The following is a 16,398-nucleotide window of genomic DNA, read 5'->3' on the forward strand; positions in this document are numbered from 1 at the left end:
GGCGCCGCTCGGAGACCGTACAGAACCCTTATTCGACCCACGGCCCTCCCCTCGGACATGAACGAAGCGGACGTACGGGAGCTGTTGGCCGACGTTCGGGACCCCGACCTCGGCGACGACGTCGTCTCGCTCGGACTGGTGAACGACATCGAAGTGGAGGAGGAGACGGGAGAGATCCGCGTCTCGCTCGCGCTCGGCGCGCCCTTCTCCCCGAACGAGTCGGAAATCGCCGACGACGTCCGGGCGGCGCTCGCCGACACCGGCCTTGACGTGGAGCTGTCGGCGTCGATCCCGGACGAGTTGGACCCCGACGAGCAGGTGCTCCCCGGCGTGAAGAACGTGATCGCGGTCGCCTCCGGAAAGGGCGGCGTCGGGAAGTCGACGATGGCCGTCAACCTCGCGGCGGGGCTCTCGGCGCTCGGCGCGCGGGTCGGCCTCTTCGACGCCGACGTGTACGGGCCGAACGTCCCGCGGATGGTCTCGGCCGAGGAGCGTCCGGAGACCGACGGCGAGACGATCGTCCCCCCCGAGCGCTTCGGCGCGAAGCTGATGAGCATGGACTTCCTCACCGGCGAGGACGACCCCGTCATCTGGCGCGGGCCGATGGTCCACAAGATCATCACCCAGCTCGTCGAGGACGTGGAGTGGGGCGAACTGGACTACCTCGTGATGGACCTGCCGCCCGGCACCGGCGACACCCAGCTCACGATCCTCCAGACGCTCCCGCTGACGGGGGCCGTGATCGTCACGACGCCGCAGGAAGTCGCGCTCGACGACGCGGTGAAGGGGCTCCGGATGTTCGGCAAACACGACACGAACGTGCTCGGGATCGCCGAGAACATGGCCGGCTTCCGGTGTCCCGACTGCGGCGGCTTCCACGAGATCTTCGGCTCCGGCGGCGGGAAGGCGCTGGCGCAGGAACACGAGCTTCCCTTCCTGGGCGGCGTCCCGCTCGACCCCGCGGTCCGGACCGGGGGCGACGACGGCGAGCCGGTGGTCTTAGAGGAGGGCGAGACCGCGGACGCGTTCAAGGTGATCGTCGAGAACGTCGCGAACAACGCCGGGGTCGTGCGCCGCCGCGGGGTGAGCGGGGGACGATGAGCGGGGAGCGAAGCGGGTCGGACGGCGACGGGAAAGACGAGGAGGGCGACGGGAAAGACGAGAGGGGCGACGGGAAAGACGAGGGGGGCGACGGAACGGCGGGCGAGGAGTGCGAGCCAGACGCCCTCGACGCCGCCGGCGTCGATCCGGTCGTCCCCGAGTCGGCCGCGGACGCGGCGGGCGAGGCGTTCGCCGAGGACGACGAGGTCCGAGGGTTCCTCCGCGATATCGCCGCCGACGTGCGGGGCGACAGCTCCGAGAGCAAGCAGCTCTCGGCGATCCTCTACCGCGTGTCGGACCTGTACGACTCAGAGGAGCAGACCTCGTCCGAGGAGATCTACCTCAACGTCCGGCACATCATGCGGATCAAAGCGCAGGGCGGGATCGAGCGATGACGGGACACCGCCGGCGCTCGCCGGCGGGAAATCCGTCGGCGAGCGCCGCGTCGCCGGAGCCGACCGCCGGGTTTTAGGTGTCGCTGCGCCGAACGCTCGGCCATGTTCGACACGATCGTGATCGCGACCGACGGCTCCGACAGCGTCCGCCGGGCCGTCGGCGTCGCGGTCGACGTCGCCGCGCGGTTCGACGCGGAGGTCCACGCCGTCTACGTCGTCGACAGCGGCGAGGTCGAATCCACGCCGGACGAGGTCCGCGACGACCTCCGCGACGCGCTCGACGATCGCGGGGGGGACGCGCTCGACGAGGTGACCGACGCCGCGACCGCGCGCGACGCGGCGCTCGACATCACGACCGAGGTGCGGGAGGGCCGTCCGGCCCCCGAGATCGCCGGGTACGCCCGGGACGTCGACGCCGACGTGGTCGCGATGGGGACGCGCGGGCGCCACGGCGAGAACCGGTTCCTCATCGGCTCGGTCGCCGAGCGCGTCGTCCGGACGTGCCCGATCCCGGTGCTTACCGTCCGCCAGCTCACCGACGAGGACCCGCGGCGGACGACGATCTGAGGGGCTGGGGCGGGTTCGCGTCAGAGCGGTCAGACGGGTCGACCGCCCGAGAACGGCGGAGTTTTCCCGCTCCCGCTCGGCTCGACGGTATGGACGACGAACTCATCGACGAGGGGGACATCCCCCGCTCGCGGTACACGCGGCTGCCGGGGAAGGGGTTCTTCTACCCGGACTCGCTGGACGAGGAGCGCGCCGAGCGGCGCGCGAAGGAAGCGATCGAGGGGAGCGAGGCGGTCGTCATCGCCGACGGCGACGCCGACGGCCTCGCCTGCGCGGCGATGATCCGGGAGGCGTACGACGCCGCGCTCGACGCCGCGGACTTCGAGGCGACCGTCGCGGGGCGGCTGGACGACGAGGAAGCAGACGGTTCCGAATCTGAGGACGAAGTCGAGGACCCCACCGAGGACGCCCACACGCAGTCACCGGTCGGGCTGGTCGCCGCCGGGCCGTACTCCATCGACACGTCGCTCGAACGCGTGCTCGCGCACGCCGACGACGACGTGGATCTCTTCGTCTGTGACCTCTGTCCCGACGACTACGAGTGGGTCGCCGAGCCGCTGGAGGCGCTCGCGGAGTCGACCGACTCGATCCGGTGGTTCGACCACCACCAGTGGGACGAGGCGACCGCCGCCGCGGTCCGAGACCTCGGCGTCGACCTCGTGGTCGGCGAGTCAGACGAGGAGTGTACCGCCGACGTGGCGCTCCGCTCGCTCGATCACGAGTTCGACGAGCGGTGGGCCGAGCTGGCCGCCGTGACGCGCGATCACGACCTCTGGATCAAGGAGGACCCGCGCTCCGACGATCTGGCTGACTACTCCTACTGGGCCGACAGCGAGGAGTACGCGGCGATCGTGGGCGCGTACGGCGCCGACCTCCCCGGGCCGGTTCGGGAGTTCGTCGCCGACCGGCGCGTCGAGAAGGAGGCCCGGATCGACGCCGCCGTCGAGCGCGCGGTCACCCACGAGATCGGCGAGTGGACCGTCGCGGTGACGTACGGCCGGTGCTCGCAGAACGAGGTCGCCGAGGCGGTCCGGGAGCGGGGGGTCGACGCCGCGGTGATCGTCAAGCCCGCCGGTTCCGCGTCGATCCGCGGCTCCGAGGAGTTCCGGCACGCCCACGAGGTCGCCGGGAAGGTGAACGGGGGCGGTCACCCGCAGGCGGCCGGCTGCAAGCCCGACATCTACGACGACATGCTCGATTACGCCCACCACTGGACGACCGAGGGACAGGCCTGCAAGCGGGTCATCCTCGCGGCGTTCGAGGCGGTCGCGGCGGAGGTCGCGGAAGCGGGGGAGGAGGACGAAGTCGACCAAAACGAAATCGAGGGCGACGGCGACGACGAGTAGACGGTCGCCCGCGAGCGAGCCGCCGACCCCGCCGACGAACCGCGTACTTTCATACCGCACGGCGACGCTGTTTCCACGCATGACGGACATCCTCGTGGCCGGCGAGACGCTCGTCGACCTGCTTCCCGGGGCGGGCGAGACGTTGCGCGACGTGGACGGCTTCACGCACCGCCCGGGCGGCGCTCCGGCCAACGTCGCGGTCGGGCTCTCGCGGCTCGGCTCGGCGCCGGCGTTCTGGACCCGGCTCGGAGACGACCCCTTCGGCGACTTCCTGCGGGAGACCCTCGACGGGGAGGGCGTCCCGGACGCGCTCTCCCGCCGCATCGGCGGCAACACCACCCTCGCGGTGGTCTCGCCGCCGGGCGTCGACGGCCGGCGGTTCCGCTTTTACGGCTCTCGGGACGTGACGTTCGGGTTCGAACCCGACGCGGTCCCGACGGACGCGCTGGCGTCCGTCTCGTGGGTCCACCTCGGCGGCGTCGCCCTGACGCACCCTGCGGGCCGGACGGCGATGCGCGAGCTGGCGGCCGCGGCCGACGAGCGCGGCTGCACCGTCTCGTTCGACGTGAACTATCGTCCGGATCTCGTTCCGGAGGGAGAGCGAGACGCGGTGATCGATGCGATCCGCGCGATCCTCGCGGACGCCGACGTGGCGTTTGCCAGCGACGAGGACGTGGCGGCGACCGGCATCTCCTCGCACGAGGGCGAAGAGCTGGCGCGGGACCTGCTGGAGTTCGGGCCGCACACGGCGGTCGTCACCCTCGGCTCCGCCGGCGCGATCGCGGCGAGCTCGGCCGCGGCGCCGTGGGGCGAGACGACCGCGCGCCACGGCGGATTCTCGGTCGAGGCGGTCGACGCCACCGGCGCGGGCGACGCGTTCACCTCCGGGCTGATCGCCCGGCTGGTCGCGTGGGCGGACGGCGCTGCCGGTCGCGCCGACCCCGTCGTCGGGGACCCTGCCGGCACTCCCTCCGGCCTCGGCGACGCGCTCGCGTTCGCCAACGCGACCGCCGCGCTCTCGGTGCGAGACCGCGGTGGCATGACGGCGCTCCCCGACCGCGAGTCCGTCGAGACCTTCGTCGCGGAGCGACAGTCGCGATAGAAAGACGGGCGGTGGCGGCGGTCGTCCCCCGGCGGTACGAGCCGCTTGCCCTCAGCGCGGCGGACGCGCGCTCTACTCCTCGACCGTGACGCGCTCTACTCCTCGACCGTGACGCGCTCGATCTCGACGGTGTCGCGGGGCTCGTCGCGGCGGTCGGTCGGGACGGCGCCGATCTCCTCGACCACGTCCATCCCGTCGATCACCTGCCCGAAGACGGCGTGCTTGCCGTCGAGGTGGGGCGTGGCGTCCAGCGTGACGAAGAACTGCGAGCCGTTCGTGTTCGGGCCGGAGTTCGCCATCGAGAGGATTCCCGGACCGTCGTGGGTCAGGTCGTCGTGGAACTCGTCGTCGAACTGGTAGCCGGGGCCGCCGCGGCCGTTCTCCTGTGGGTCGCCGCCCTGGATCATGAAGTCCTCGATAACGCGGTGGAAGACGTTGCCCTCGTACAGCGAGTCGCCGCGGACCTCGCCGCTCTCGGGGTCCTCCCACGTGTTCGTGTCGCGGGCCGGCTCCGCGTCGGCGGCGGGGTCGTGGCGCGCCAGCCCGAGGAAGTTCTCGACCGACTTCGGCGCGCGGTCGGCGAACAGCTCGGCGACGACGTCGCCGTGGTTCGTGTGAAGCGTCACCTGCGGGTTGTCGGGGTTGGAAACCTCTCGTGCCATGTCTCCGCGGAGGGGCGCCCGTCTGAAAACCCTGCCCATCCGCGGCGTGGCGTGGCGGGGGGTCGGCGGGTCGCCCACCGCTCCCACCGCGTCGGACGGAAACGGCGCCCTTATGGGCCGAGACCGCCGAACTGCCGACATGAGTTCCACGCCCGTGTTAACGATCGCGGCGCTCGTCGTCGGCCTCTCCGTCGGCGCGCTGTTCGCCTTCCTCCGCGTTCCGATCCCCGCTCCGCCCGAGCTGCCGGGCGTGGTGGCGATCGTGGGGATCTACCTCGGCTTCAAGCTCGTCGGCTACGCCGGCGTCGGCTTCGACCTGCTCGACGAGCTCGGGCTGTAGCGCCGCCCTCTCCGCGGTCGTCGCTTCTCTCTGCGACGGCCGGTACCGTTTTGCACCCGGCGGGCGGACCGTCCCGTATGTACGACGACATCCTCCTCCCCGTGGCGCCGGGCGGTGAGGCGAACGACGCGATCCCGCACGCGAGGAGCCTCGCGGAGCGGTACGACGCGACCGTGTACGTCGTCTCCGCGATCGACACGGTCGCGCAGACGCTGCGCGGGCCGCAGGCCGGCGCGTTCGCTGAGCGCGTCGAGGACGCGGCCGAAGAACGGGTCGAGACCGCGACGGCGGAACTGGAGTCGGCCGGCGTCGACGTGGTCGGCAACGTCGTCCGCGGCGAGCCCGTCGACGTCATCGAGAACGCGATCGACGACGTGGGCGCCGACATCGTCGTGATGCCGAGCCACGCCCGCACCGGCATCCAGCGCGTCCTCCTCGGGAGCGTCACCGAAAAGGTGGTGCGGGTCTCCCCCGTTCCGGTCGTCACCGTGCCGATGGCGGACCGCGAGGGGGAGTCCGAGGCAGCGGCTGCGGAAGAGGCCGTGGACGCGGACGACATCGACGCGGAGTGACTGACGCCTCGGGGACCGCGACCCGCGCGTTCCGGGTCGCGTACGACGGCCGCGAGTACGCCGGCTTCCAGCGTCAGCCCCACGCGACGACGGTCGAGGGGACCCTCCTGCGGGCGCTCGCGGAACACGGGGTCCTCGACCGCGGCGACGGGCCGACCCACGCGACGCCGCCGGGATACGCCGCCTCGGGGCGGACCGACGCCGGCGTCTCCGCGGTCGCGCAGACGGTCGCGTTCGCGGCGCCCGACTGGCTCACGCCGCGGGCGTTCAACGGGCACCTCCCGGGCTCGGTGCGGGTGTGGGCGGCCGCCGACGTGCCCGAGGGAGTCCACGCGACCCACGACGCGGTCCGGCGGACCTACCGCTACCATCTCTACGCCCCTACCCGCGGCGCAGGCGCGGATCGCGACCACGCCGTCGACGACGACCGCGTCCGCGACGCGCTCGCACGTCTCTCGGGCGAACACGACTTCCACAACCTGACGAGCGACGAGACCGGGACCGTCCGAGACCTGACCGCGAGCGCGACCCGAGACGACGACCTCCTCGTCGTCGAGGTGAGCGCCGGGGGATTCCCGCGGGCGCTCGTGCGCCGGCTCGTCGCCGCGGTTCGCGCGGTCGGTCGCGGCACGGCAGACACCTCGCTGATCGACCGACTGCTCGCCTCCGAGCCGGTCCCCGGCGAGCTCGGGATCGGCCCTGCGCCGCCCGAACCGCTGGTGCTCTGGGACGTGGCCTACGACGGCGTCGCGTTCGAGGTCGACCCCGAGGCGGCGGAGAGCGCGCGCGTCGCCTTCCGGGAGCGGTACCGCGACGCCCGTCACGCCGCCGCGGCGACGGGCGCGATCCGAGACCGGATCGCGGGTACGGACTGATTGTGGACTAAGCGGCGGACCCCCGCCCCGGCGTCTCCATGCCCTCGACGCGAACCAACAGGGTGTTTCCGTCGACGTGGGTCGCGTCGACGACCCCCGAGAGCCGGAGCCCCGCGCCCGGCGTCGGACCGACGGTCACGCGGTCGCCGGCGGCGAAAGAGCCGACCGGGCCGCGGATCACGAGCGCCGCTCGGCACAGCTCGGGGTTGGCGACGCTGGAGAGGTCGATCTCCTCGACGTTCACGCCCTCCACCGGGTCGCCCTCGCGTTCGACGGGCGTGTGCGCGGCGTCGTCCATCCGCTCGACGCCGAGCGTCTCGTAGGCCGCGTCGGTCGGGACGTAACCGCCGTCCGGCCCGGAGACGCCCTCGACCAACCCGATGTCGCGCAGGCTCTGCATCCGGTTTCGAACCGTGCCGGCGTTACGACCGATCGACTCGGCGATCTCCCGGCCGCACACCGGCCGGTCCGCGTTCTCGGCGAGGTTCACGAGCGCCGTGAGCACCCGTCTCTGGCTCGTCGTGAGCTGTATCGTCGACATGGCCTCATCGAATTACTTGTTATGTATAAATGTTTGGTTATTTTGCCCTTATATTGTTGATTACCGTATAGATGGTAGGTATAGTTCACTTCCGAGTACTAACCACGGTTTTCAGATCGTATATGTCGTTTTCTTTTCTCTAAGGAAGATATTATTTCTTTCCACACGATTGAGGGCCAGAATCCCGAACGTTCACTTGAGAAATGGGCTTAGAAATACTGTACTGTGTTGATTGTAGGGAAGACCTTAAACAAACACCACCATGAGTATTTAACCGTCCGTTCGGAATCGACGAGCGAACATGAGCTTTCGAACCGACGACCGGGCCGGTCCGCGATACGCACGGGGAACGAGGTCCTACCGAACCGTCGGGGGACCGCGTGCTTCGGGCGAGCCGGCGCTGGACGGACCGGTCCCGAAACCGCCGTTCGGAGGGCGTCCGGATGGGTGACCCGTGGTCGACCGCGTTCGAGTCGGGGGCCGTCCCCGACCGCTCCGCGGCCGCGACGTCGAGCGAGGAGGACCCGTCACCCCGTGACGCCTCCGACGACGCCGGCGACCCGTTCGACACCCCCGATCCGGCCGCGGAACGCGACCGAATCCGGGCGTTCATCGACGACGCGGTCGCGGCCGCGAGCGCGGACGGACTGGTCGTCAACATGAGCGGCGGGCTCGACTCCACGGTCACGGCGGCGCTGGCGGTCGAGGCGCTCGGCGCCGACCGCGTCTATGGACTGATCCTCCCCTGTAACAAGATCGGGGCGCCCCACGCCCGCGACGCCGAGGCGCTCGCGGACGCGCTCGGGATCGAGCACGACACCGTCCACCTCCAGCCGCTGTTCGCGCAGTTCGGCGCGGCCGCGCCCGACCGGTTCGATCTCCACGACGAGCCGGTCCGCTCCGGCAACGCGATCGCACGCCTCCGGATGGCGATGGCGTACCTCGCGGCCAACGCGACGAACCGGCTCGTCTGCGGGACGACCAACCGGAGCGAACACCTGCTCGGCTACGTAACGAAACACGGCGACGGCGCCGCCGACCTGCTCCCGCTCGGGCACCTGTACAAGACCGACGTCCGCGCGCTCACCGACGAGCTCGACGTGCCGGAGTTCGTGGTCGAGAAGCCGCCGACGGCGGGATTCCTCCCCGGACAGCGCGACGCCGACGACCTGGGCGCCACGTACGACGTGATCGACGCCGTGTTGCGGCTCGGCGTCGACCGCGGGCTCGCCCCCGAGACGATCGCCGAACAATTGGCGGACGACGTCGGCGAGGAGACGGTCGAGGACCTGCTCGCGCGCCACCGCGCCTCGGCGCACAAGCGCACGACGCCGCCGATGCCGACGGGACGGCGGTGCGACCGGCAGGAGAACTGACCGGGAGCGGGGCCGCCAGTCCGGGTCCTCGCCTGCTCCTGCACCTACTCCCAGCCGGCCGGCCAGAGGTCAGCCGCGCGCATCCCCGTCTCGAAGTCGGCCTCCCGGAGCGCAGTGATCAGGTCGTCGCGATCGAGCCGAGGCACCTCGCGCTCGGGGGCCGCGAACTCGGCGACGAGCAGGGCCGTCAGCATCGCGTGCTCCCGGACGTTTCGGTCGTCGACCTTGTCGCGGGTGTCCGCGTGGGTGTGACCCCAGCCCCGCCCGCGGTCGCCCGAGTCGCTGTGCAGTTGGAGCGCGGGCACCCCGCGCCGGACGAACGGCCACTGGTCGGAGAACGGGTGCGGTTCCACGTCCACCGCGATCGGTTGGGTGGTCGCGGCCGACACCGCCCCGGCGACCGCCGCGGCCGTCTCGGAGGCGTGCGCCAGCGCCACGAGGTCGCGGAACCGCCCCGCGCCGTCGACGTTGATCACACCCTTTACCCGGTCGAGATCGACCCGCTCGGCAAAGCGCTCCGCGCCGAGGAGTCCGACCTCCTCCGCCCCGACTCCGACCACGTCGACGCTGATCGGGAGGGTCGCCTCCGTCAGGATCTCCGCGGCGGTCGCGACGGTGGCGATCCCGCAGCCGTTGTCGAGCGCCCCCTCCGCGATGTCGTGGGCGTCGTAGTGCGCGAGCAGCAGGAGTCGCTCGTCGGTGTCCGGCCCCGCGTGACCGACCACGTTCCGGCTCTCGCCCGGCTCGGTCGCGGCCGTCACCGACAGCTCGGCGGTCGCCGCGGGGGCCGATTCGGCGGCGACCCCGCCGCCCTCACCGCTCTCGCCGCCCTCACTGCTCTCGCCGCCCCCGCCGACCGCGTACTCCCGGAGCCACGCGCCGGTCTCCTTCGAGACGCCGACGGCGACCGCGTCGGCCTCCTCGCCGAACGTCAGCGACCCCGTCGGCGGGAGCCGGCCGTCGAGGTGGTTGACGAAGACGAAGCCGACCGCGCCCGCACCGATCGCGTACCCGAACTTCTCCATTCGGTGGACGAACCGACCGCCCTCCGGGGTCGTCGTCGACGCGACCGCGATCCGACCCTCGACGTCTCGCTCGTCGATCTCGGCGGGCGTGCCGAACCCCACGTCCACGAGTTCGCCGGCGACGCTCCCGCCCGGCGAGTACGGCAACGCGAGCGCCTCGAACTCGCGGGTCGCCGCCGCGCCGTCGCGTCCGGATGCCGTCACCCGGAGCGCCGCGTCCCCCCGCTCCCACGCCGCCATCTCGAAGGGGTGCGTCTCGACTCCGGAGAGGCCCGCCCGCTCGAACGCGTCGGCGACGATCGCGGCGGCCCGGCGCTCGCCCTCGCTGCCGGCCATCCGGCCCCCGATCGCGGTGAGGTCGGTGAGGAAGCGCCGCGGCCCGCCGTCGGTCCACGTCCGACCCAGCGCCGGCGCCAGTTCGGCGCGTCGCTCGCGAACGCGGTCGACGGCCGCCGGGTCGACCGGTACGTTCGTCCCGTTCGGTTCTGAGTACATGGAAACGACTCCGTCGGCGACGGGTTAAGCGTGTGGCTCGCGGCACCGGAAACGCTACGTTCAAGTGGGACGATCCGGTACCTTCGAGTGAGCACCGTTGGTCCAGTGGTAGGACATTAGCTTCCCAAGCTAATAGCCCGGGTTCAATTCCCGGACGGTGCACTTCACTTCGTTCGTGCACCGTCCGTACCCCCGCTCGCAAGCTCGCGGGGGTCCCGGACGGTGCATTTCTGCGGCGAGCAACACCGCGAGCCACCAGTGTGCCGAGGAGTGAGATTCATCCCCGAGTTACGTCCCGTCGGCGTCCCCGACCGTCAGATCCCCCGTGATCGCGTGCTGGCTGGTCGTGCTGAGTCGATCCCGGCCGCCCGGCACCGCTCCGTCACGGTTCGGATGTACTCCGAGCGCGTCACCGAGAACTCCTCGCGGTCCGGGTCGGCGATCCAGAAGCGGGCCTGCAGGTCGATCGCCGTGTCCGCGAGGCCGGCGACGCGGACCGAGGGAGCGGGATCGGCGACGATACCCTCGGCTCGGCGGCCGTGTCCAACAGGATGCGGGTCGTCTCGTCGATGTCGTCGCCGTACCCGATGCCGAAGGTCGTCGAGATGCGGAGCGTGTCGTTGCTCATGCGGTTCGTCACCGCGTTCGTCGCGAGGTCTGTGTTCGGCACCGTGATCGTCTCGTTGTCGAACGTGCGGATGCGCGTCACCCGGAACCCGATGTCGTCGATGAAGCCGGCGTTGCCGTCCCACTCGATCCAGTCGTGGATGTTGAAGTTCCGGTCCTGCACGATGAACACGCCGGCGACGAAGTTCGACAGCACGTCTTGGGCCGCGAACCCGACGGCCAGCGTGAGCGCGGCGACGATGAGCGCCGAGCCGCCGAGGAACCCGGTGAACCCCGCGGCCCACGCGCCGACGACCAGCACGGCGACGAAGAGGAACTCGGCGATCTGCGCGAGAAGCCCGACGTACTTCGGGACCAGCTCCGTGACGACTAGTAACGCGACCATGGCTGACACACCGACGGGCGCGGATTGAACCTTCTCGTGTGGGGCGAGCGCGGCGTGAGCCGAGCTAGAAGATGTTCGCCTGTCCGTACACCGAGATGCCGGTGTCGGTGATCTCGTACGGTTTCGACTGCCGAGAGTGGTTCGCGTCGCGGATCTTCTGGATCTCGACGGCGAGGCGCGTCTCGCGGAAGTCGGTGCCGCGGATGTACTGGAGCACGAACACCGCGTCGGTGAGGTACTCGACGATCCCGTGGCGGGAGGCGTAGGCGTTCTCCTCGCTTGCCTCCGAGGTGAGCAGGGTGGTGACGCCGGCCTCCTTCAGCGAGCGGGTGAACCCGAACACCTCGGAGCGACGCTTCGCCGGGTGGTCGTACATCATCTCGAGGAGGGAGACGGAGTCGAGCACCAGCCGGTCGGCGTCGAACTCGGCGATGAGCCGGGTGAGGTCGTTCCGGATCGACGCCAGCGAGTTCGCCATCTCGATCGGGTCGATCGCGACCACCGCGAGCCGGTCCTCGTCGGCGTGCTCACGGAACGACCACCCCTTCTCTTCGGCCGTCGAGAGGATCGACTCGCGGGTCTGTTCGAGGGTGATGTAGATCCCCTTTCGGTCGGATTCGAGCGCCTCGTTGAGGAACTGGAGCGCGAACGTCGTCTTCCCGGTCCCGGCGCCGCCGATGACCGACAGAAGCGAGCGACGCGGGACCCCGCCGAGGATCATCTCGTCGAGCCCCTCGATCCCGATGTCGGTGCGCTCGATCGACGACTCGAACTCGTCGGGGTCGACGTCGAACCCCGGCGACGCGTCGCCGCCCTCCCCGTCGCCGAACTCACCGAAACCGACGTCGTCCGGCCCCCCCGACTCGCTCGGCCCTCCCGAGTCGCCCGCGGCGTTCTCCCGATAGCCGCCGAAGGGGTCACCGCCTCCGGGTGATCTCCTGTCGTTCGGCGCTTCGTCGCCGCCCGACCCGCCGCCGAACGGGTCTCCGTCACCGAACGAGCCGTCGAAGGCGTCCGCAGAACCGGTCGGAGCTGGGGCACCGTCGTCCGGCGACCCGCCGCCGAACGGATCGGACCCGGCCTCGTCGCCGGTCTCACTAGTCTCGCCGGTCTCGCCGGTCTCGCCGGCTTCGCCGTCGCCGGGGTCCCGCGACGGGTCCCGCTCGCCCTCCCGAATCCCGCCGAACGGGTCGCTCCCGTGCTCCTCGTCGGGAGCGTCACCTCCCTCCGATTCGGGCGTCCCTTCGACCTCGTCTTTGTCCCCCGCCTCGCCGTTCTCGTCGGGTCGGTCGTCGTCCGCCTCGCCGTTCTCGTCGGGTCGGTCGTCGTCCGCCTCGCCGTTCTCGTCGGGTCGGTCGTCCCCCGCCTCGTCGTCCCCCCCGTCGTCGGCCGCACGGCTGTCAGCGTCGGCGTCCCGCAACGCGCGCTCGAACCAGTCGTCCTCCTCGCTCATGGTTCCGGTCGGCCGTGGGGGGTCGACATGGTTCTGGCAAGGCGGGCGGGCGGCTTGAAACTTTCCGGAACCGCGGTCCGATGTCCGCATCCTTTTGTCCGGCGGCGAGAATCGGTGGCGCATGGAGGTCGGAATCGTGGCGCGGAAGGGGAGCGATCGCGCGGTCGCCGTCGCCGACGAGCTGCGCGACGCGGTCGACGGCGCCGGGGCGTCCGTCTGGCTCGACGCGGAGACTGCCGACGCGCTCGGCGAGCCGGAAATCGGCCGCGCGGTCGGCGCGCTCGCCGACTGCGACCTCGCGGTCGCGGTCGGCGGCGACGGGACGTTCCTCTTCGTCGCGCGCAACGCCGAGGATACCCCGATCGTCGGCGTCAACCTCGGGGAGGTCGGCTTCCTCAACGCCGTCCCACCGGAGGCGGCCGAGGAGGCCGTCCGCTCGGAGATCGAGGCGTTCGACCGCGGAGAGATGGACGTGCGGGAGGCGCCGCGGCTCGCCGCCCGGACCGACGAGTGGACCTCCGTTCCCGCGGCCAACGAGATCGTGATCCAGGGCGGCCGACGCGGTCCCGGGGCCGGGATCGACTACGAGGTCCGCGTGGACGGGAGCCGGTACGCCGGCGGACACGCCGACGGGGTCCTCGTCGCGACCCCGACCGGCTCGACCGCGTACAACCTCTCGGAGCGCGGGCCGCTCGTCCACCCCGCGGTGAGCGGGCTCGTCGTCAACGAGATGGCCGCCGACGGGGGGATGCCCCCGCTCGTGGTCGGCACCGACGCGACCGTCACCGTGGCGGTCGAGGGCGTCGAGGAGGTCGTCGTCGCCAGCGACGGGCGGAACCTGACGACCCTCCCCGCGCCGACCGAGGTGACCGTCGAGCGAACGACCCCGCCGATGCGGATCGCGGGGCCGCCGTCCGACTTCTTCGAAGCGCTCGAAAAGCTGTCGTAGCCCGCGGGACGCCGGAATCCCCCGTGGTGTGGCCTTTATGTTCGACCCGGTCGGACCCGACGTATGGACCGACTCGACGCCGCGCTCATCGGCGTCTCGGGGGTCGTCGCCGCGCTCGTGCTCGCCGGCGCGCTGTCGGCGGGGGCGCTGTTCGGCTTCGACGAGTCCGCGGTCCGACCGATCCGGCTGCTCGCCGCGGAGCCGCTCGCGTGGATCGTCGTCGCCGCGCTGCTCGTCGCGGCCGTCGGGCACGCGTACATCGAGTGAACGGGGAGGTCGATCGGGGTTCGGCTATCTCTGCCCGTCACTCTCGGCGTCGACCTCGCGGACCGTCCGGACGAGCGCCTTTAGCGCCGCGTCGACCGCCTTCCGTTTCACCGCCGCGCGGTCGCCGTCGAGGACGAACCGCTCCGTGCGGACGAACGACTCCTCGGTTCCCCACGGCGCGGCGTAGGCCACGCCGACGTACACGAGTCCCACCGGCTTCTCCTCGGTGCCGCCGTCCGGTCCGGCGATCCCGGTCGTGGCGACCGCCCACGTCGTGTCGGCGCGGTCGCGCGCGCCCGCTGCCATCTGCTCGGCGACCGGCGCGCTCACGGCCCCTTCGGCGTCGAGCGCCTCGCGGGAGACCCCGAGCAGCTCGCGTTTGGCGGCGTACGCGTAGGTCACGAACCCGCGGTCGAAGTAGGCGCTCGCGCCCGGCACGTCGGTCACCCGCGACCCGACGAGCCCGCCCGTCAGCGACTCCGCGGTCGCGAGGGCCTCCCCGCGCTCGGTCAGCAGGTCGCCGAGCGTCTCCTCGACCGGCGCCGACTCGTCGGCTCCGTCGATTTTCGATTTCCGCCCGCGCTCGTCCATGCCCTCCCTGTGGCTCCCACGCCCGTGGGGTTTACGCTCGCCGCGGCGCAAACGCCGGCATGACCGACTGGGACGATCGCTTCGCGTCCGGCGAGTACCCCCGCGCACCGGAGCCGTCGGCCGTGTTGCGCTCGTACGAACCCGCGATCCCCGACGGCCGCGCGCTCGACGTGGCCGCCGGCACCGGCCGCAACGCCGTCTACCTCGCCGAGGCGGGGTACGCGGTCGACGCCCTCGACGCCTCCCGCGAGGGGCTCTCCATCGTCCGCGAGCGCGCCGCGGAGCGCGGCGTTTCCGACCGAATCGAAACGGTGCAGGCCGACGCCTCGACGTACGGCTTCCCGGCGGAGACGTACGAACTGATCACGATGAGCTTCTTCCACGCGCTCGACCGCTTCGCCGACCTGACCGAGTCGCTCGCGTCCGGCGGATACCTGTTCGTCGAGGGACACCTGCGGTCGGCCGACGCGGCCCCCTCCGGTCCGAGCGACGACCGCTACCGGTTCGCCGCCAACGAGCTCCTCCGCGCCGGGCTCGGGCTGACCGTGCTGTACTACGACGAGACGACCGAGGAGCGTCCCGGCGACCACCGCCGCGCGACCGCCCGGCTGCTGGCACGACGGTCGGCCGGCGGGCGGCAGACGTACCCGCCCCGTCCGGACGGGGCTGGTGAGGGGAAGGCGGATGGTGAGGTGGACGGAGACGGCGGATGGGACGACGAGGTCGCGGGGCGAACGGATGGCTGACGGCGACACGCCCGGCGCGGTCCTCCGGGGACTGGTCGCCGAGGCGGTCGGCGTCGAGGGAGACGACACGGGAGCGATCGCCGCCGACCTCGCCGAGCGCGGCGACGACCCGGGGCCGGCGGCCGAGCTCTCCTCGCTCGTCGGCGCGGGTGACGCCGTCGTCGGGATCGTGACTCGCGCCGATCCCGCCCTCGCGCGGCGGCTGCTGGAGAGCGGCGACGACGACCGCGGCGTGTCGACCGGGGGCGGAGACGACGAGAGTGCCGGGGGCGGAGACGACGAAAGTGCCGGGGGCGGAGACAACGAGGGCACTGGCAGCGCCGACGGCGGGACCGTCCGACTCGTGTTCGCCGGGCGGGCCGCGGACCGGCTGGTCGGCCCCTCGGGAACCGTGATCCGGTCGATCCTCGCCGAACACGGGATCGACGCGTACCGCTACGAGGGCGACGCTCCGATCGGCGTGCTCCTCGTCGACGACCGGGCCGTCGTCGGGCTGTTCGACGAGCGCGGGCTCGCCGCGCTGCTGTGGTCGGACGCCCCCGCAATCCGTGAGTGGGCGGCCGCGACCTGCCGGCGCTACCTCTCGGCGGCCGACCCCGTGTGACGCGCTCGCGGTGCGAGGCCGCGCGGGCATCACCGCGCGCCGCATCGCTTTTGGACGCACCCCGCGAAGGGGAGGTATGAAGGCCCTGCTGCTGTTGGTCGCCGGAATCGGTGGACTGGTCCAGACGCTCGTTCCGCGGGCGGTCGTCCGCGCGTGGACGAGGGCGCTGTATCGGAACGCCGGGGAGGCGGAGCCACGCGAGTGGGTGCACGTCGCCGCGCGCGCCGAGGGCGCGGTGATCGTGCTCGCCGCGCTCGTCGGGCTGTACGGCGTCGCGACCGCCGAAGACGAGGCGTCCGGAGAGGTGGCCGCCGACGGCGATGCCGTCGCCGCCGTCGACGAATAGGCCGGCTCCGAGCGCCGTCGTCTGCTGGTCCAC

Annotated in this window: 20 protein-coding genes and 1 tRNA gene; 15 read left to right on the forward strand and 6 right to left on the reverse strand. The window is 71.7% G+C overall.

From position 1 onward, the window contains the following. Positions 1 to 57: 57 nt before the first annotated feature. From ESO89_RS12415 to ESO89_RS12435, 5 genes are all read left to right on the forward strand, one after another. Complete coding sequence (locus ESO89_RS12415; RefSeq protein WP_128905795.1) at positions 58 to 1,101, forward strand: Mrp/NBP35 family ATP-binding protein; 1,044 nt, start codon at positions 58 to 60, stop codon at positions 1,099 to 1,101. Then, positions 1,098 to 1,496 (forward strand): hypothetical protein, encoded by a 399-nt coding sequence (locus ESO89_RS12420; RefSeq protein ID WP_128905796.1) that lies wholly within the window; start codon positions 1,098 to 1,100, stop codon positions 1,494 to 1,496. Before ESO89_RS12415 ends, ESO89_RS12420 begins: the two co-directional genes overlap by 4 nt. A gap of 102 nt (positions 1,497 to 1,598) precedes the next feature. Beyond that, positions 1,599 to 2,063 carry a universal stress protein gene (locus tag ESO89_RS12425; protein WP_128905797.1) on the forward strand — a complete coding sequence of 155 codons (465 nt, stop codon included), beginning with the start codon at positions 1,599 to 1,601 and terminating at the stop codon, positions 2,061 to 2,063. A gap of 89 nt (positions 2,064 to 2,152) precedes the next feature. Then, positions 2,153 to 3,409 carry a DHH family phosphoesterase gene (locus ESO89_RS12430; protein WP_128905798.1) on the forward strand — a complete coding sequence of 419 codons (1,257 nt, stop codon included), beginning with the start codon at positions 2,153 to 2,155 and terminating at the stop codon, positions 3,407 to 3,409. A 79-nt stretch (positions 3,410 to 3,488) separates the two neighbouring features. After that, entirely contained in the window at positions 3,489 to 4,511 is a 1,023-nt protein-coding gene (locus ESO89_RS12435) for a carbohydrate kinase family protein (protein ID WP_128905799.1), read from the forward strand. A 95-nt stretch (positions 4,512 to 4,606) separates the two neighbouring features. On the opposite strand, the gene ESO89_RS12440 is transcribed toward ESO89_RS12435, so the two are convergent. Beyond that, complete coding sequence (locus tag ESO89_RS12440) at positions 4,607 to 5,173, reverse strand: peptidylprolyl isomerase (RefSeq protein ID WP_128905800.1); 567 nt, start codon at positions 5,171 to 5,173, stop codon at positions 4,607 to 4,609. Between the two features lie 139 nt (positions 5,174 to 5,312). Here ESO89_RS12440 and ESO89_RS12445 point away from each other — a divergent pair, with 139 nt between their 5' ends. From ESO89_RS12445 to truA, 3 genes are all read left to right on the forward strand, one after another. Further along, entirely contained in the window at positions 5,313 to 5,513 is a 201-nt protein-coding gene (locus tag ESO89_RS12445) for a XapX domain-containing protein (RefSeq protein WP_128905801.1), read from the forward strand. A 77-nt stretch (positions 5,514 to 5,590) separates the two neighbouring features. After that, positions 5,591 to 6,085, forward strand: coding sequence for a universal stress protein (locus ESO89_RS12450; protein ID WP_128905802.1), 495 nt, complete (start codon positions 5,591 to 5,593; stop codon positions 6,083 to 6,085). Next, positions 6,082 to 6,960 carry a tRNA pseudouridine(38-40) synthase TruA gene (gene truA / locus ESO89_RS12455; RefSeq protein ID WP_128905803.1) on the forward strand — a complete coding sequence of 293 codons (879 nt, stop codon included), beginning with the start codon at positions 6,082 to 6,084 and terminating at the stop codon, positions 6,958 to 6,960. Before ESO89_RS12450 ends, truA begins: the two co-directional genes overlap by 4 nt. 7 nt (positions 6,961 to 6,967) lie before the next feature. Here truA and ESO89_RS12460 read toward each other — a convergent pair whose 3' ends face one another. Further along, entirely contained in the window at positions 6,968 to 7,501 is a 534-nt protein-coding gene (locus ESO89_RS12460) for an Rrf2 family transcriptional regulator (RefSeq protein ID WP_128905804.1), read from the reverse strand. Between the two features lie 443 nt (positions 7,502 to 7,944). Between ESO89_RS12460 and ESO89_RS12465 the strand changes: the two genes are divergently transcribed. Then, complete coding sequence (locus tag ESO89_RS12465) at positions 7,945 to 8,877, forward strand: NAD+ synthase (protein WP_128905805.1); 933 nt, start codon at positions 7,945 to 7,947, stop codon at positions 8,875 to 8,877. Positions 8,878 to 8,921: 44 nt separating this feature from the next. Here the strand turns inward: ESO89_RS12465 and ESO89_RS12470 are convergent, their stop codons facing one another. Next, a complete protein-coding gene (locus ESO89_RS12470) occupies positions 8,922 to 10,397 on the reverse strand; it encodes a M28 family metallopeptidase (protein WP_128905806.1) in 1,476 nt (491 codons plus the stop codon). Positions 10,398 to 10,488: 91 nt separating this feature from the next. Between ESO89_RS12470 and ESO89_RS12475 the strand changes: the two genes are divergently transcribed. After that, positions 10,489 to 10,559 (forward strand) — tRNA-Gly (locus ESO89_RS12475). A 247-nt stretch (positions 10,560 to 10,806) separates the two neighbouring features. On the opposite strand, the gene ESO89_RS12480 is transcribed toward ESO89_RS12475, so the two are convergent. Continuing rightward, entirely contained in the window at positions 10,807 to 11,409 is a 603-nt protein-coding gene (locus ESO89_RS12480; RefSeq protein ID WP_128905807.1) for a mechanosensitive ion channel family protein, read from the reverse strand. A gap of 64 nt (positions 11,410 to 11,473) precedes the next feature. Further along, entirely contained in the window at positions 11,474 to 12,862 is a 1,389-nt protein-coding gene (locus ESO89_RS12485) for a KaiC domain-containing protein (protein WP_128905808.1), read from the reverse strand. A 121-nt stretch (positions 12,863 to 12,983) separates the two neighbouring features. Here ESO89_RS12485 and ESO89_RS12490 point away from each other — a divergent pair, with 121 nt between their 5' ends. Continuing rightward, complete coding sequence (locus ESO89_RS12490; RefSeq protein ID WP_128905809.1) at positions 12,984 to 13,811, forward strand: NAD(+)/NADH kinase; 828 nt, start codon at positions 12,984 to 12,986, stop codon at positions 13,809 to 13,811. Positions 13,812 to 13,874: 63 nt separating this feature from the next. Further along, the gene (locus tag ESO89_RS12495; protein ID WP_128905810.1) at positions 13,875 to 14,078 is read left to right on the forward strand and encodes a hypothetical protein; all 204 of its coding nucleotides are present in this window, start codon (positions 13,875 to 13,877) and stop codon (positions 14,076 to 14,078) included. A gap of 24 nt (positions 14,079 to 14,102) precedes the next feature. Here ESO89_RS12495 and ESO89_RS12500 read toward each other — a convergent pair whose 3' ends face one another. After that, a complete protein-coding gene (locus ESO89_RS12500) occupies positions 14,103 to 14,669 on the reverse strand; it encodes a CinA family protein (RefSeq protein WP_241686223.1) in 567 nt (188 codons plus the stop codon). Between the two features lie 59 nt (positions 14,670 to 14,728). Between ESO89_RS12500 and ESO89_RS12505 the strand changes: the two genes are divergently transcribed. The 3 genes from ESO89_RS12505 (at position 14,729) to ESO89_RS12515 (ending at position 16,365) form a co-directional block, all read left to right on the forward strand. Continuing rightward, entirely contained in the window at positions 14,729 to 15,415 is a 687-nt protein-coding gene (locus tag ESO89_RS12505) for a class I SAM-dependent methyltransferase (RefSeq protein ID WP_128905811.1), read from the forward strand. Beyond that, positions 15,408 to 16,019, forward strand: a complete 612-nt coding sequence (locus ESO89_RS12510; protein WP_128905812.1) for a transcriptional regulator FilR1 domain-containing protein — start codon at positions 15,408 to 15,410, stop codon at positions 16,017 to 16,019. The genes ESO89_RS12505 and ESO89_RS12510 overlap by 8 nt, the downstream gene beginning before the upstream one ends. Before the next feature lie 76 nt (positions 16,020 to 16,095). Then, a complete protein-coding gene (locus ESO89_RS12515) occupies positions 16,096 to 16,365 on the forward strand; it encodes a hypothetical protein (RefSeq protein WP_128905813.1) in 270 nt (89 codons plus the stop codon). Positions 16,366 to 16,398: the final 33 nt, after the last annotated feature.

The sequence above is a fragment of the Halorubrum amylolyticum genome, assembly GCF_004114995.1.
Lineage (GTDB): Archaea > Halobacteriota > Halobacteria > Halobacteriales > Haloferacaceae > Halorubrum > Halorubrum amylolyticum.